The sequence below is a fragment of the Hymenobacter baengnokdamensis genome, from assembly GCF_008728635.1.
GTDB classification, from domain to species: Bacteria; Bacteroidota; Bacteroidia; order Cytophagales; family Hymenobacteraceae; genus Hymenobacter; species Hymenobacter baengnokdamensis.
Map to the genome: position 1 here is coordinate 2,115,496 of NZ_CP044285.1, position 14,402 is coordinate 2,129,897.

Annotated in this window: 11 protein-coding genes; 5 read left to right on the forward strand and 6 right to left on the reverse strand. The window is 60.3% G+C overall.

What is annotated here, in order from left to right; translation table 11 throughout:
• Window positions 1–50 precede the first annotated feature (50 nt).
• The 4 genes from F6X24_RS09050 to F6X24_RS09065 are packed head-to-tail and all read right to left on the reverse strand — an operon-like array spanning window position 51 to window position 1,231.
• Window positions 51–239: a hypothetical protein gene (locus tag F6X24_RS09050; RefSeq protein ID WP_151087687.1), complete on the reverse strand. Its 189-nt coding sequence runs from the start codon at window positions 237–239 to the stop codon at window positions 51–53.
• A 12-nt stretch (window positions 240–251) separates the two neighbouring features.
• The gene (locus tag F6X24_RS09055) at window positions 252–548 is read right to left on the reverse strand and encodes a type II toxin-antitoxin system RelE/ParE family toxin (RefSeq protein WP_229725457.1); all 297 of its coding nucleotides are present in this window, start codon (window positions 546–548) and stop codon (window positions 252–254) included.
• Between the two features lie 31 nt (window positions 549–579).
• Window positions 580–837: a hypothetical protein gene (locus F6X24_RS09060; RefSeq protein ID WP_151087689.1), complete on the reverse strand. Its 258-nt coding sequence runs from the start codon at window positions 835–837 to the stop codon at window positions 580–582.
• A gap of 46 nt (window positions 838–883) precedes the next feature.
• Complete coding sequence (locus F6X24_RS09065; RefSeq protein ID WP_151087690.1) at window positions 884–1,231, reverse strand: HesB/IscA family protein; 348 nt, start codon at window positions 1,229–1,231, stop codon at window positions 884–886.
• 221 nt (window positions 1,232–1,452) lie between these two features.
• On the opposite strand from F6X24_RS09065, the gene F6X24_RS09070 reads away from it, so the two are divergent.
• Window positions 1,453–1,989, forward strand: a complete 537-nt coding sequence (locus F6X24_RS09070; RefSeq protein WP_151087691.1) for a DUF7935 family protein — start codon at window positions 1,453–1,455, stop codon at window positions 1,987–1,989.
• A gap of 50 nt (window positions 1,990–2,039) precedes the next feature.
• Here the strand turns inward: F6X24_RS09070 and bshA are convergent, their stop codons facing one another.
• Window positions 2,040–3,173, reverse strand: a complete 1,134-nt coding sequence (bshA, locus tag F6X24_RS09075) for an N-acetyl-alpha-D-glucosaminyl L-malate synthase BshA (RefSeq protein ID WP_151087692.1) — start codon at window positions 3,171–3,173, stop codon at window positions 2,040–2,042.
• A gap of 157 nt (window positions 3,174–3,330) precedes the next feature.
• On the opposite strand from bshA, the gene F6X24_RS09080 reads away from it, so the two are divergent.
• The 3 genes from F6X24_RS09080 (at window position 3,331) to F6X24_RS09090 (ending at window position 8,879) form a co-directional block, all read left to right on the forward strand.
• Window positions 3,331–5,124: a DUF885 domain-containing protein gene (locus tag F6X24_RS09080; protein ID WP_151087693.1), complete on the forward strand. Its 1,794-nt coding sequence runs from the start codon at window positions 3,331–3,333 to the stop codon at window positions 5,122–5,124.
• 135 nt (window positions 5,125–5,259) lie between these two features.
• Window positions 5,260–6,747 carry a M28 family peptidase gene (locus F6X24_RS09085; RefSeq protein WP_151087694.1) on the forward strand — a complete coding sequence of 496 codons (1,488 nt, stop codon included), beginning with the start codon at window positions 5,260–5,262 and terminating at the stop codon, window positions 6,745–6,747.
• Window positions 6,748–6,986: 239 nt separating this feature from the next.
• Complete coding sequence (locus tag F6X24_RS09090) at window positions 6,987–8,879, forward strand: M1 family metallopeptidase (RefSeq protein ID WP_229725459.1); 1,893 nt, start codon at window positions 6,987–6,989, stop codon at window positions 8,877–8,879.
• Window positions 8,880–9,145: 266 nt separating this feature from the next.
• On the opposite strand, the gene F6X24_RS09095 is transcribed toward F6X24_RS09090, so the two are convergent.
• Entirely contained in the window at window positions 9,146–12,142 is a 2,997-nt protein-coding gene (locus F6X24_RS09095) for a glycoside hydrolase family 3 N-terminal domain-containing protein (RefSeq protein ID WP_151087695.1), read from the reverse strand.
• A 269-nt stretch (window positions 12,143–12,411) separates the two neighbouring features.
• Here F6X24_RS09095 and mutL point away from each other — a divergent pair, with 269 nt between their 5' ends.
• Complete coding sequence (gene mutL, locus F6X24_RS09100) at window positions 12,412–14,385, forward strand: DNA mismatch repair endonuclease MutL (RefSeq protein WP_151087696.1); 1,974 nt, start codon at window positions 12,412–12,414, stop codon at window positions 14,383–14,385.
• The last annotated feature ends 17 nt before the right edge of the window (window positions 14,386–14,402 follow it).

Below are 14,402 nucleotides of genomic sequence, written 5' to 3' on the forward strand. Positions count from 1 at the left end.
CTAAAAAAGCCCGGCTCTGCCGGGCTTTTTTAGTGTGCGCGTACCGAGGCCTAATCTTCTGAATCGTCGCGCTTTAGCTTCTGGAGCGCTCCGGCCAGCTCCTGGCGCAGCTGCTTGCCCGAGTCGGCGGCGGCCTCCTCGTTGATGTTGTAGTGCTTTTGCAGGCGCTGCCATTCCTCAATCGGAATAAAGACGCCGGTTATGGTGCCTTTTGCGTCGGATAAATACTTGATGTCCATGGCAAAAAATGGTTAAGACTGACCGGTCGGAATCTCCTGCACCAGCGCCAGCAGGTCGGCATCAGTGATGGAATCCTGCTCCGACTTATCGTAAACAGCCAGCAGATATACCTCGGTGCTGACGGCCACTACGCAGGTAATAACCCGCGCCCCGCCGCTTTTGCCCCGGCCCTTGCTGGCAATGCGCAGACGAATCTTATAGCAGTTCCGGCCCAGGCTGGTGCCTTGGGTGGGGTTGAGTTCCAGCGAATCGAGTAGGCCATCCATTTCCTGCCGTAGCGATGGGTACTTCTTAAGCAGGCGCTTCAACTCCCGCCGGAAAGGAGCTATTGATTCAATACTATAGTTGCTCATCATCAAGCTCAGCCAGGAATTGACGGACAGGATATTTAGGTAGCTTACCCTCCTGCATCAGCTGCATTTCCCGTACGGCTTCGCGAAAATCTTCCTTAAACTGTTCTTTTTTGCCCGGCTTTTTGTGTGCGGCGGCTGGGGCTGCCGGCCCAGGCAGGTACTGCTGAATGCGCTCCCACTCTTTTATGGGCACCAGAACTGCCGTAGGCTTGCCGGCAGCATCCGAAACAAACTGTACATTCATCAGGAGTGGGATTTAAAAACCGCGCAAAAAAGCAATTCGGCCGCGCCTACGCCGAGAACGACGAGCCGCAGCCGCAGGTGCTTTTGGCCTGGGGGTTATTGAAGGTAAAGCCGCGGGCGTTGAGTCCATCCTGGAAGTCAACCTCCATACCCAGTACGTACATGGCGTGCTTTTTATCCATGATAAGCTGCACGCCATCAAGGTCATATATTTCGTCGTTGTCCTTGGCTTTGTCGAAGCCCAGCAGGTAGCTCATGCCCGAGCAGCCCCCGCCCTGCACCCCAATGCGCAGGCCATAGTCGGCGGGTACGTTCTTTTCCTGGATAATATTTTTAACTTCGACGAGGGCGCGGGCCGTGAGGCCGATAGGCGGCGCGAGAGTGGAAGTAGCCATGGCGTTGCTGCGGTTAAATGGAAGGGATAGTAAAGCAAATATACGGCGGCCATTGAGTGGCCCTGGCAGCTAAACAGCGCGGGCGGGGCTGCGGTTCACGGCGTTGATTTGGCTGGTTTGGGCGGTAACTTTGACTGATGCCAGCCGGCGGCCCGCTCGCCGGCTACTAACTCATTGCGTACAAGAAAAGCCGCTTTGGCAGTGGGCGCGCCCCGCATTTTATGGACAGCACTACCTATCTCTTTGACCTGCTCAAAACTATTTTGCCCGCGCTGATAGTGGCGGGGGCCATCTTCTTTCTGTTTCGCCAGTACCTGGAAAAGGAGCAGCAGCGCCGCCTCATCGAGCTGCGTCTCGATAGCAGCAAAACCACGCTGCCGCTGCGCCTGCAAGCCTACGAGCGCGTAACGCTGCTGCTGGAGCGCATCTCACCCAATAATATTCTGGTGCGCCTGAGCAGCGCCGGGCAGAACGCTGTGGAGTACCATCGCCTGCTGCAACAGGAAATCAGAAGCGAGTTTGAGCATAATTTCTCGCAGCAGCTCTACATGAGCCCCGAGGCCTGGGGTCAGGTAAAGCAGGCCAAAGAAGACGTGCTGACGATGATAAACCGTGCCTTTCATGGGCTTAGCAATCCGGCGCAGCTGCGCGGCACCGAGCTGGCCAAGCGCATTCTGGAAAGCCTGATGACCGACGCGGCTGACCCCACTGCCCAGGCGCTGGCCGTGATAAAGCGCGAGGCAGCGGGGCTGTTTTAGCGAGGCAGTCAGGCTGCGGCTTAGCGCGCTTTGCTGAGCTTGCCAGGCGTTTAGTGGCTTTCCGCCAGCACGGCCGCCCGCTCGTAGCATTGCTCATACAGCGGCACGATGTTGCTCACCGCAAACTCCTCAGCACGGGCGCGGGCGGCGGCTTTGAAGCGGGGTAAATTATCGTCGTCGAGCACGTAGAGCGCGTTTTTTACCATGTCTTCCACGTCGCCGATGTTGCTAAGCATGCCGGTTACGTTATGCACGTTCAGTTCGGGAATGCCGCCAGCGTTGGTGCTGATAACGGGCACTTCGCAGGCCATTGCTTCGAGGGCCGCCAGGCCAAAGCTTTCGTTTTCAGAAGGCATTAGAAATAAGTCGCTGACGCTGAGGACTTCCTCTACCGCTTCTAGCTTACCCAGAAAGCGAATGTCGCGCTGGCAGTCTAGGTCGCGGGCCAGCTTTTCCATGCGCGAGCGGTCGGGGCCATCGCCCACGAGCAGCAGCTTGGCCGGAATGGCTTTGCGCACGCCGCAGAAGATGCGCAGCACGTCTTCGACCCGCTTCACGGTGCGGAAGTTGCTGGTATGAATGAGCAGCTTCTCGCCCTCGGGGGCAATAGCGGTGCGGAAATGGGTTTTTTCCTGCTTACGAAAGCGGTGCAGGTCGATGAAGTTGGGGATAACCTCAATCTTGTGCTCGACGGGGAAATACTCGTAAGTTTCGCGGCGCAAATCGGCCGATACGGCCGTTACGCCGTCGCTCTCATTGATGCTGAACGTAACCACCGGCTCGTAGCTGGCATCCTTGCCCACGAGGGTAATATCGGTGCCGTGCAGCGTCGTGACCACGGGCACCGTAATGCCCCGCGAGCGCAGAATCTGCTTGGCTAAATACGCAGCCGAAGCGTGCGGAATGGCATAGTGAACGTGCAGTACGTCGAGCTTTTCGTTCTGCACAATATCGACCATCTTACTGGCCAGCGCCGACTCGTAGGGCGGAAACTGGAACAGCGGATAGGTAGGCACGTACACCTCGTGGTAGAAAAGATTCTCGTTGAAGAAATCGAGCCGCACCGGCTGGCTGTAGGTGATAAAATGCACGCGGTGGCCCCGCTGGGCCAGGGCTTTGCCTAGCTCGGTGGCAACCACGCCGGAGCCGCCAAAAGTGGGGTAACAGACAATACCGATATTCATGGGGGAAGGGTTGGGGGCGAGGGGCTAACCGGATAACCCGCCAGATGTTGGCCGCAACCCTGGGCGGCTGGCAGTGACTTTACGTAAGCCCGGCGCTGGGCGGCGCACTAGGAGCTGCTCCGTAGCTTCGGGCCAACATTTTACTAGTGATTTGCTAATGAGACATTTTTTACTCGCTGGTTGCTTGGTAGCCGGCCTGGCTGCTCCGACGCTGGCGCAGCCCACGCGCAGCAAAGCAACGGCACCGACAGCCCAGACGTCGGCGCCGCTGGCGGCCCTGTTTACCAATTATTGGGAAGAGCAGACGAAGCTTTACCCGCTGCAGGCGACGAGTCAGGGCGATAACCGCTTCAACGACCAGCTGCCCAACTCCGGCACCCGCGCCTTCCGGCTCAGCCAGCAGCGGCTGTACGAGCGCTACCGCGACCAGCTGGCGCGCATTGACCGCAGCCGGCTCTCGGCCGCCGACCAAACCAGCTACGACGTGTTTCAGTACGAGATGACGTCGCGGCTTAAGGGACTCGCGCAGCCCACCTGGACGATGCCGTTTACGCAGTTTAGCGGCCTGCCCATCGAGCTGGCGCAGCTGGGCGCGGGCACCGGCTCCCAACCCTTTAAAACTGTGAAGGACTACGACAACTGGCTGAGCCGCGTGCGGCAGTTTCCGGTGTGGGCCGATACGGCAATAGCCGACTTTCGGCAGGGTATGCGCACCGGCGTGGTATTGCCCAAAGTGCTGGTTCAAAAAATGATACCTCAGCTGGAAGCCCTGGCCGTAGCCGACCCCGAGCAGAGTGTGTTCTACGGCCCCGTCAAGCAGCTGCCGGCTACGTTTTCGGCGGCTGATAAGCAGCGGTTTACTACGGCTTATGCGGCCGCCATTCGCGGCGAGCTGGTGCCTACTTACCGCAAGCTGGCGGCTTTTTTGAAAGATGAGTACCTGCCGGCGGCCCGCACCAGCACCGGCATTGCGGCCGTGCCGGGCGGGGCCGATATGTATACCTACGCCGTTGGCTACTGGACCACTACCACCCGCACGCCGGAGGAGATTTACCAGACCGGCCTCTCCGAAGTAGCCCGCATTAAGGCGGAGATGGAGCAGGTGCGCCAGCAGCTAGGCTTCCAGGGCGACCTGAAGGCGCTATTTGCCTACGTCAATACGGACCCCAAATTTCATCCTTACCAAACACCCGAAGACGTGCTCAACGGCTTCCGGTCTATCCTGGCCAGGGTAGAGCCTGGGTTGCCCCGCTTGTTTGGGCGCACGCCCAAAACAGCGTTTGAGATTCGGCAGACGGAAGCCTTCCGCGCGGCTTCCGCCAGCGCCGCCTACACCCGCGGCTCGGCCGATGGCTCGCGGCCGGGCATTTTTTACGTGCCGATTCTGGATGCCACCAAGTTTAAGACGCCGGGTATGGAGTCGCTGTTTCTGCACGAGGCCATTCCGGGCCACCACTACCAGGTGTCGTTGCAGCAAGAGAATACGGCCCTGCCCAAGTTCCAGCGGTTTGCCTTCTACTCGGCTTTCAGCGAAGGCTGGGCGCTCTATACCGAAAGCCTGGGCAAAGAGCTGGGTATGTACACCGACCCGTATCAGTACCTGGGGGCGCTCAGCGCCGAGATGCACCGCGCCATTCGGCTCGTAGTTGACGTAGGCATGCACGCCAAGGGCCTGACTCGTGAGCAGGCTATTGAATATATGCTTGCTAACGAAGCAACCACTGAACAAGGAGCTACCGCCGAAATAGAGCGCTACATGGCCTGGCCCGGCCAGGCACTGGCCTATAAAACAGGTCAGCTTAAAATCAGGGAGCTACGCACCCGCTACGAAAAGCAGCTGGGCGCGAAGTTTTCGCTCAAGGCTTTCCACGACGAATTATTGTTGGACGGCGCAATGCCGCTGGCCGTATTGGAGCGGCGCATGGATGCCTGGGCCGCCGGGCAGAAATAGCGCGAGGTCTGGCAAGGTTAAAGGAGGCTTCGCAATTTTTGCGCTCTCTTAAAAATCTTGCACCTACACGTAAAAAAACCGACTTTTGAAGCAGACTTTGCGAAACTCCATTTAACCCTGCGAAAACCCGCGCTTATGAACCATAAAACCCTTTTGTTAGCTGCTCTCAGTCTGACCCTGCCGCTGGCCGGCCGGGCTCAGAAGAAAGCGGCCCCCACTGCTGCTGCTGCCAATGCCGAAAGCGCCATTCGCGAGGCTGATATCAAGCGCGACCTGTTTGCGCTGGGCGGCGACCACTTCCGCGGCCGTGAGGCGGGCTCGCTCGACGAGCTGAAAGCCTCGGCCTGGCTGGAAGACCAGATTCGGGCCACCGGCGCGCTGCCGGCCGGCGACGACGGCACGTACTTTCAGTTTTTCCAGATTCAGCGCACCCGTATTACCAAGAGCAGCACGCTCACTATTGGTAGCCATTCGCTGAAAGTCAACCACGATGCCCTGCTGTTTGCGCCGGTAAATGCCAGCGTGAACGCGCCGATGGTGTGGGTGGGCAACGCCACCCCCGCCGAGCTGGCCAAGGTAGATGTAAAAGGCAAAGCCGTCGCCATGCAGTTTGGCGGCGAAGTAACGCCCGGCCTGAGCTTCCGGCGCTACCAGATGGCCACCATGCGCGACCGCTCGGCCGAGCTGATGAAGGCCGGTGCAGTAGCCGTGGTGATTGTGAGCGATGCGCGCGCCCAGGCGGTGTTCGACCACTGGGGCCACACGTACGAGCGCGGGCGCTACGACCTGCCCGGCGGCCCCAATGTGCGCGTCAACAGCGGCGCGCCTACCATCTGGCTGCCGGCCAGCGCCGCCGGCTGGGCCCAGCAGCCCGGCCAGCAGTTCGTGGCCAATCTTCAGCTCGAAAGCTTTGCCTACCCGTCGGTTAATATCGTGGCCAAAATTCCGGGTACCGACCCGCAGCTGAAAAGCCAGAACGTACTCTTCAGCACGCACCAGGACCACGATGGCGTGCGCGAGGCCGTGGCCGGCGACTCTATCTACAACGGCGCCGATGACAATGCCACCGGCTGCGCGGCGCTGCTGGCCATTATGCGGGCTTTCAAGGCTAAGCCCGGCCGGCGCACGGCGCTGTTTGTGTACCACGGGGCCGAGGAGCGCGGCTTGCTGGGCTCGCGCTACTACTCGGAGCACCCCACCGTGCCGCAGTCATCTATCGTGGCAGTGCTCAATGCCGAGATGATGGGCCGCAACTCGCCCGACAGTGCCGCGCTGCTCGGCCGCCAGCGCCCGCACCGCAACTCGCTCGACCTCGTGAAGACAGCGCTGGCGGCCAACCAGGCCGGCCCGAAATTCAAGCTCGATACGCTTTGGGACCGCGCCGACCACCCCGAGGGCTGGTATTTCCGGTCCGACCACCTGCCGTATGCCCGCCTGGGTATTCCGTCGGTGATGTACACCTCGCTGCTGCACGTGGACTACCACACGCCCCGCGACGAGCCTAAGCGCATCGACTACCCCAAACTCACCAACATGACCCGTTGGATGTACCTCACCGGCTGGGCCGTGGCCAACCGTACCGCGCCGCCCGCCCGTGACCCCGGCTTCAAGCTGGAACGCTAGGCCATAGCACCGGAACGTTCCCTACCGCTGGCGAGCCTTAGCCAGCGGTAGGGAACGTTCCGGTAAAAGGGAGTTCAGACGGCAATTGATAGCTTCCACCAAGTGAGCGTGGCATTCTGTCTATTTTTGCGGCTGAGTTTGCAGCAGCGACTCTGCTTTTTGCGTTAATACCTCCTACAGGCGATTTTCGCTGGAAAACCGCCAGAGGCTTCATTATCGCTACACTTTAGCTTGCTTTTTTGAAAACGATTTGCGTATTCTTTCGCCTGCCGCTGGTGCTGCTGCTGGCCCTGACGTATTTGGCCGGCATGGCGCAGGCTCCGCTGCCAATGCCCCGCAACCTGCGGGCGACTTACGATAAAGGTACCCGCACGCCAACCGGCCAGCCGGGCCCGAAGTATTGGCAGAATGCCGCTAATTATACTATCAAAGTAAATTTTGACCCCGCTACCCGGCTGCTGGCCGGCACAGTGGCCATCGCCTATCAAAACAACAGCCCCGACTCGCTGCGGCAGCTCTGGTTCAAGCTCTACCCCAATCTCTACCAGCACGGCTCGCCCCGCACCGGGCACTTTGCGCCGGAAGACCTGGGCGACGGCGTCAAAATAGAGCAGATGACTATCAATGGCCAGGCAGTGGACCCCAGTCGCCTCGTCTTCGATAATACCAACCTGACCGTGCCGCTACGCCGGGCTATCGGTCCGAAGCAAACGGCGCAGGTGGCCATCAGCTATTCCTATATTCTGAATAAAGGCTCGCACCAGCGCACGGGCGAGGTGGCGCCGGGGGTAGCATTCGTGGCGTACTTTTTTCCTAGAATAGCCGTATATGATGATATAGACGGCTGGAATAAGATACCTTACACGGGCGCGCAGGAATTCTACAACGACTTTTGCCACTTTGCGGCCGATATTACGGTGCCGCGCAACTTTCTGGTCTGGGCCACCGGCGACCTCACCAATGCCGAGCAGGTGCTGACCAAAAAGTACCTGACCCGCCTGCGCACTGCCGAGAAAAAGGACGGCATTACCAGCATTATCGATAGCGCCGAAGTGCGCCTGCACGATGCCACGGCTTCTAACGGCTACAACACCTGGCACTTTGATGCGCGCAACGTCACGGACTTCGTTTTTGCTACTTCCGACCACTACGTGTGGGACGCGACCAGCCTCGTAGTAGACCCCGCTACCAAGCGCCGGACCCGCATCGACGCGGTGTACAACCCAAAGCACGACGATTTTGAGGAAGTGGCCAAGTTTGGCCGCAAAACGGTGGAGGCCATGAGCTACACCTTCCCCAAGTGGCCTTTCCCCTACAATCACGAAACGGTATTCGAAGGCCTCGACCAGATGGAGTACCCGATGATGGCCAACGATAACCCCACCTCGACCCGCGAAGCGGGCATTACCCTCACCGACCACGAGATTTTTCACACGATGTTTCCGTTTTATATGGGCATCAATGAAACCAAGTATGGCTGGATGGATGAAGGCTGGGCAACTATCGGCGAGTGGCTGATTTCGCCCATTATCAAGCCCGGCTTTGTCGACGACTACGGCATGCAGGCTTACAGCCGGGCCGCCGATACCGAGGACGACCTACCTATCGTTACGCTGACTACCCAGCAGGCCGGGGTGTCCTTCTTCCTGAACTCCTACCCAAAGCCGGCGCTGGGTTACCTGTACGTCAAGGACCTGCTTGGTGAGGAGCTGTTTACGAAAGCCCTGCACACCTACATCCGCAACTGGCACGGCAAGCACCCGATGCCCTATGATTTCTTTTATTCGATGAACACCGGCGCGGGCCAGAACCTCAACTGGTTCTGGCAGCGCTGGTTTTTTGATGGCGGCTATCCCGACCTGGCTATCACGAGTGTGAAGGACCCGGCCGGCAGCCCCGCCGAAATCGTAATTACGGCCAAAGGCACCAAGCCGGTTCCCGTTGACCTTACCATAACCTTCGACAACGGCAGTACGGAGGCTATTCACCGCACGATAGAAGTGTGGCAAAATGGCGCCCGCAGTGTCACCATACCCGTAACCAACGACCACGCCATTAGTAAAGTCGTGCTTGGCAGCCTTTACGTGCCCGATAGCTACCCCGCTGATAATGTGTGGATGGCCACGCAGTAAGGGCAGTAAGGACGGAATTTGGTGTGCCTCCGTCGAGGCAGCCCTTATCCGAGTAGCCTATAAGTAAGCCGTAAATCCGGAGGGGCTTGACTTATCTCAGGGTAGTAGAAGCCGTGCGGGACAACCAGACGAGCGGTCAGGGCACACTATATCAGGGCACACTATATACGTGCCCACGGGATACTGTTTCCTTTCCTGACGCTCGGTATGTTGCACTAAATGCGCGCCAGCGTAGGCCGGTCTGGGTACAATTTTTTTGAGTAGTACTACTGCCCACCTGCGGTGCTACCCACATGCTCGGCCTGGTTCTGGGCCATTGCCTTGTAGATAACTTCCTGAATGCGAGTACGAATATTATACGTACGCAGCTTAATATTACCTGCGTCGGGATATACGCGGTTGGAGAGGAAGACGTAGAGAATCTGATTATCCGGGTCGAGCCACACGCAGGTGCCCGTGAAGCCGGTGTGGCCAAACGTGCTGGCCGGTGCCAGCCGGCTGGTCGGGCCCTCGGGCTTACTGGGGTCGCCGCGGTCCCAGCCGAGCCCGCGCTTGTTGCCCGCCACCTGCGGGCGCGAAAACTCGCTCACCACCGCGTTCTGGAAGTACTTATTGCCCCCGTAGCTGCCATTTTGCAGGTCCATCTGCATGAGCACGGCCAGGTCGTTGGCGGTGGCAAACAGGCCGGCGTGGCCACCCACGCCACCTACCAGCGCGGCAGTCTGGTCGTGCACGGTACCTTGCAGCTGCTTGTGGCGGTAGTACGTGTCGTTCTCCGTGGGCGCGATGCAGCTCTTGGGAAAGCGCGTGAGCGGATTATACGTCATGCTGCCCAGGCCCAGCGGCTTATAAAACTCCTTGGGCAAAAACTCGGCCAACGGCTCACCTAATATCTTTTCGCACAGCCGCTTCATAATGATGAAGCTGAGGTCGGAGTACTCCACCGGGTACTTGCCTTTTACCTTGGGCAGCAGCGGCGAGCGCAGCATCCAGGTCCATACCGAGTCGTCGGCGGTTTTAATGGAGTATTCGCCGGGCGCCACCTCGTTGGGGAAATCGTCGGTGCGCAGGGGCGCGTAGTAGCTTGGCTTGAGGGTGCCATCGTGCACGGTGCGCTCCCAGGTCGGGATACCGGGCTTGAGGCCGGCCTGGTGCAGCAGTACCTCGCGCACGGTCATTTCGCGCTTATTGGTGCGCTGCATCTCGGGCAGGTAGGTAGCTACCCGCTCGTCGAGGTTGAGGCGGCCCTGGTCTTTGAGGTACATTACGGCCTGCAGGGTGCCGGCCACTTTCGTTACCGAGGCCAGGTCGTAGAGCGTGCTGTTGGTTACGGGTTGGCTTTGGTCGTAGGTGCCGTAGCCGTAGCTCTGGTCAAATACCACGGTGCCGTTTTTGGCGATGAGCACCTGGCAGCCGGGCGTAGCAGCAGTCACAATGCTTTCGAGGGCAATGTGGTCAATCTGCGCCATGATTTTAGAGTCGAGGCCCTCGCGCTCGGGCGCGCCGTAGCGCAGGCGGTGCAGCTCGGGCGTAGCCAGGCCGGTCCCGATTTTCAGCGTTTCTGACACCGTAACGGGCAGCTTGCCCCGCGCCGGCAGCGCCCCAAACAAAATCTGTGGCACTACAATCTGAGCAGCGTAGTGGTCTTCGTAGCCACAAACGAGCGTGCGGGCGCTCTCCAGGTATTTGAGGCCGTAGGCATTGCCCATGGCCACTACCACCGTTTTGCGGCGCTTGTCGGCCTGCAGGTTTTTCAAAAATTTCAGTGCTCCCTCGCCCAGGCCATAGCTATGGCTGGGCGTGTTATTCATCTGATGCAGGCTCACTACCACCACGTTGGCGTCGCCGAGCCGGGCCTCAATACGATTGAATGTCGAATCGGGCGCGTAGCGGTCGGGTACGGCGTATATAGGGCCTGGTTGATATTTGTTGAAGATGGTGGCGTAGGGCCCTTCCGGCTGCGTACCGATGGTAATAGCCGCAATCCGCAGGGTATCGAGCCGCTGGAAGGGGAGGAGCTTGTCGTCGTTTTTCACCACCGTCACGGCGTGCTCGAAAATCGTCTGCGACAGCACCCGCGTCTCCGGCAGGTTCAGGCTGTCGCGCAGGGTCAGGGCGTTGGCTGGCTTGTAGTGATTAAGCCCCGCCCAGTATTTGGCGCGCAGAATCTTTTTCACCCGCAGGTCGAGGTCGGCCTGCTGCAGCTTGCCCGCCGCCACGGCCTCTTTAATGCGAACAAGCGCGGCGGGTACGTCTTCCGAAAACAGCAGCACGTCGTTGCCGGCGGCCAGGGCCAGGGCGTCCAGCTCCCCGTCTTTGTAGAGCCTGCTCACGCTGCGCATATTCAGCGCATCGGTGAAAATGAGGCCTTTAAAGCCCATCTTCTCTTGTAGCAGGCCCGTCACCAGCGCCTTGGAAAGCGTAGTGGTTTTGGCGTTGGTAGTGTCGAAGAGCGGCATGTAGAGGTGCGCCACCATCACGCCCAGCACGCCCGCCTCAAACGACTTCTGAAAGGGCACTAAATCAACTTTCTCCAGCCGGGCCAGGTCGATATTGATTACCGGCAGGGCTACGTGCGAGTCGGTATCGGTATCGCCGTGGCCGGGAAAGTGCTTGGCCACGGCAATCACCCGCTGGTCTTGCAAGCCCTTGACGTACTGCACGCCCAGCGCCGCCACGCGGTCCTGGTTTTCGCCAAACGAGCGGTTACCGATGACCGGGTTTCCGGGGTTGGAGTTTACGTCGACCACCGGCGCGAAGTTGATATGCACGCCCAGCGCCCGCAGCTTGCGGGCCAGGTTGCGGCCCATCTGGTACACCAGCTTATCGTCGTCCATCGCGCCCAGCGTCATCTGCTTGGCAAAGTGCGTGGTAGAGTCGAGGCGCATGTCGAGGCCCCACTCGGCGTCGGTGGCAATGAGCAGCGGCACTTTAGCGGCTGCCTGCAGGCGATTGGTCATAATGACCTGGCGCTTGGGGCCCCCCTGCAAAAACATCACCCCGCCAATGCCCTGGTTGCGCACGAGCCGCTCGATGCGGTCGGCGTGGGCTTTTTCGCGGTTAGAATACGCGGCCACCATGAAAAACTGGCCCAGGCGCTGGTCGGGCGTGAGCGCGTTAAACACGCTGTCCACCCATTGCTGCTCGGCCGGGCTGTTGGGCAGCGGGTCGGGCAGCGCTTTTCGGGGCTCCGAAAAACCCAGCAGCAACCCGGTGATACCCAGCAGCAATCCCAGAAACAGAAACCGGAAATCGACGCGCATCAGCCCAGGATGGGAAATTTTAAAGGTGGAAAGGGTAGCCCTACCGGCCTACTTTTGTCGGTGAACTCACCCGGAACCCCCGGCCAGCCTTGGCGGTTCCTTAGAAAAGGAACTCCTTGCTGACTGTAGAGGAGCTGGACGGCTTGCCCAAATTGGCCGCAAAGGTAGGCATAAGCCCAGTAGCGCCAGATGAAATCCGTCTGTTCGGCTGCTCGGTTGCCTGTCGCCGAAGTTAAAACTGGCGGATTATCCGGTTCGCCAACCCTCTTATGCCCGATATCATTCAACTTCTGCCCGAGTACCTCGCCAACCAGATTGCCGCTGGCGAGGTAGTGCAGCGCCCCGCCTCGGTGGTGAAGGAACTGCTCGAAAACGCCGTAGACGCGGGTGCTACGTCGGTGCAGCTGATTGTGAAGGAGGCCGGTAAGCAGCTCGTGCAGGTGGTAGACAACGGCTCGGGCATGTCGGCTACCGACGCCCGCATGAGCCTGGAGCGCCACGCCACCAGTAAAATTCGCTCGACTGAAGATTTATTTCGGATTCGCACGCTGGGCTTTCGGGGTGAGGCGCTGGCCAGCATCGCGGCCGTGGCGCAGGTCGAAATCCGCACCCGGCAGCGCGGCCAGGAAACCGGCACGCTGCTGCTGGTAGAAGGCTCACAGGTGACGAGCCAGACGCCGACAGCCTGCCCCGACGGCACGAGCATCGCAGTTAAGAATCTTTTTTTTAACGTGCCGGCCCGCCGCAATTTCCTGAAAAGCAATGCCGTCGAGATGCGGCACATCCTGGATGAGTTTCAGCACCTGGCGCTGGCTAATCCTCACATAGCATTTTCGCTATATCAAAACGACCTGGAGGTATTCAACCTGCCCGCCGCTAAGCTGAGCCAGCGCATTGTGGCGCTGCTGGGCAATACCTATAAAGAGCAGCTGGCCGGCTGCGAAGAGGTGACGCCTTTCATAACAGTAAAGGGTTATATAGGAAAACCGGAATCGTCTAAAAAAAGCCGGGGCGACCAGTTCTTCTTCGTCAACAACCGCTTTATTCGCTCGGCTTACCTCAACCACGCGGTGCTGTCGGCTTACGAGGGCCTGCTGGCCCGCGATACGCACCCGTTTTACGTGCTGTTTCTGGAGCTCGACCCCAAGGCCATCGACATCAACGTGCACCCGACCAAGACGGAGATAAAGTTTGAGGACGAAAAAACGGTGTATGCCGTGGTGCGCGCCGCCGTGCGGCAGGCCCTGGGGCTGCACAGCCTCACGCCCTCGCTCGACTTTGAGGGCGACGTGAACTTTGCGCCTATTCGCCCGCTGCGCACCTCGGCCGGCGGCAATTCGTTTGGGAGTGGAGGGGCCGCCCTGCCCGCGCCCGCGCGCAGCGTCGAGTTCAACCCCGATGCGCTGGCGGCTTCCGTAGCGGCCGCCGCGCGGGGCCCTAAGCGCAGCCCCGAAGAGCGCCCGCTGCCCCCGCGGCCCACCGAGCAGGCCCGGCGCGAGCTGGAGGCATTTTATCGCGAGCTGGGCCAGCCCGTGCGCCCACCCGAAGCCGAGCTGCCGACCGAGCCGGCAGTTACCCCGCTGCCCGAGCTGCCTTTTACGCATCCGGTCCCGGCCGAAAACCCGCGCCCGCAGCCGGTGGCCCCCCCCGGCCCTGGCAGCGGCCACAACCCGCGCGCCACGCAGGTGCTGGCCCGCTACGTGCTGCTGGCCGTGAAGTCGGGGCTGATGCTCATCGACCAGGAGGCCGCCCGTGAGCGCATTCTCTACGAGCAGTACGCGGCCGGGCAGCAACAGGGCGGCGGGTACTCGCAAACGCTGCTGTTTCCGCGCCCGCTCACGTTCTCGCCCGCCGACTACGCCGTGCTCAGCGAGCTGACGCCCTCGCTGCACCTGCTGGGCTTTCGCTTTGCCGAGTTTGGGCCGCTTACCATCGCCGTGGAGGCGGTGCCCGCCGACCTGCCTGCGCAGGGCGAAAAGGAGCTGCTCGAAGGCCTTATCGAGCAGTTTCGCAGCGGAGCGGCCCCGCTGCGCCTCGACCGGCGCGAGGCCCTGGCCCGGGCCCTGGCCCGCCGCGTGGCCCAGGCCAGCAGCCAGCCCCGCCTGCCCGACGTGGAGCTGAATGCCCTAGTTGATAAGCTTTTTGCCTGCCAGGTGCCCAACTATACCCCCGATGGACGCCCCACTGTGGTGCTGCTCGACGGCGAGCAGCTGGCTGGCTTTTTCCGCAAAGCAGGCGCGTAAGCAGCGCCGTGCGAACT

Coding starts and splice junctions, on each gene's coding strand:
- F6X24_RS09050 (WP_151087687.1), bottom strand. CDS start 239: ATGGACATCAAGTATTTATCCGACGCAAAAGGCACCATAACCGGCGTC.
- F6X24_RS09060 (WP_151087689.1), bottom strand. CDS start 837: ATGAATGTACAGTTTGTTTCGGATGCTGCCGGCAAGCCTACGGCAGTT.
- F6X24_RS09065 (WP_151087690.1), bottom strand. CDS start 1,231: ATGGCTACTTCCACTCTCGCGCCGCCTATCGGCCTCACGGCCCGCGCC.
- F6X24_RS09070 (WP_151087691.1), top strand. CDS start 1,453: ATGGACAGCACTACCTATCTCTTTGACCTGCTCAAAACTATTTTGCCC.
- bshA (WP_151087692.1), bottom strand. CDS start 3,173: ATGAATATCGGTATTGTCTGTTACCCCACTTTTGGCGGCTCCGGCGTG.
- F6X24_RS09080 (WP_151087693.1), top strand. CDS start 3,331: ATGAGACATTTTTTACTCGCTGGTTGCTTGGTAGCCGGCCTGGCTGCT.
- F6X24_RS09085 (WP_151087694.1), top strand. CDS start 5,260: ATGAACCATAAAACCCTTTTGTTAGCTGCTCTCAGTCTGACCCTGCCG.
- F6X24_RS09095 (WP_151087695.1), bottom strand. CDS start 12,142: ATGCGCGTCGATTTCCGGTTTCTGTTTCTGGGATTGCTGCTGGGTATC.
- mutL (WP_151087696.1), top strand. CDS start 12,412: ATGCCCGATATCATTCAACTTCTGCCCGAGTACCTCGCCAACCAGATT.